Source organism: Alteromonas sp. ABH4_456 (genome assembly GCF_056160645.1).
This window is the reverse complement of record NZ_JBSWXO010000048.1, coordinates 1-409: the sequence shown is the minus strand read 5'-3', so window position 1 is coordinate 409 and position 409 is coordinate 1. Positions and strand designations below refer to the sequence as shown.

Sequence of the window (409 nt, the reverse complement as noted above, 5' to 3'; positions counted from 1 at the left end):
GCATCCCCTCTTCCAAAGTCAGCGTTAAAAAATTACTTCGCCAGTTTGAATCTAAATATCCTGGCGCGACTCTGCACGTTGTCTATGAAGCGGGTCCTTGTGGCTACTGGATTTACCGGCTCATCACAAGTCTGGGTCACTGTTGTTACGTCGTTGCTCCTTCTCTTATTCCTAAAAAGCCCGGGGGAGCGAATTAAAACCGACCGCCGGGATGCATTGAAACTGGTGAGGTCATTAAAGTCTGAAGACCTCACACCCATTTATGTCCCTGAGCCGGAAGATGAAGCCGTTAGGGATTTATCCCGTGCGCGCGAAGCGGCAATGAAGGATTTAAAAGAAGCCAAGTACCAGCTTAAAGCCTTACTGCTTCGAAACAATATTCGTTACGAAGGCACGGCCAACTGATCGA

1 pseudogene is annotated in these 409 nt (G+C 48.4%); it reads left to right on the top strand.

Features of this window, described 5'->3' with window-relative positions:
* Positions 1-384 (top strand): annotated as a pseudogene (locus ACXAG2_RS20885) (IS110 family transposase); the annotation flags it as partial.
* Between the last annotated feature and the right edge of the window lie 25 nt (positions 385-409).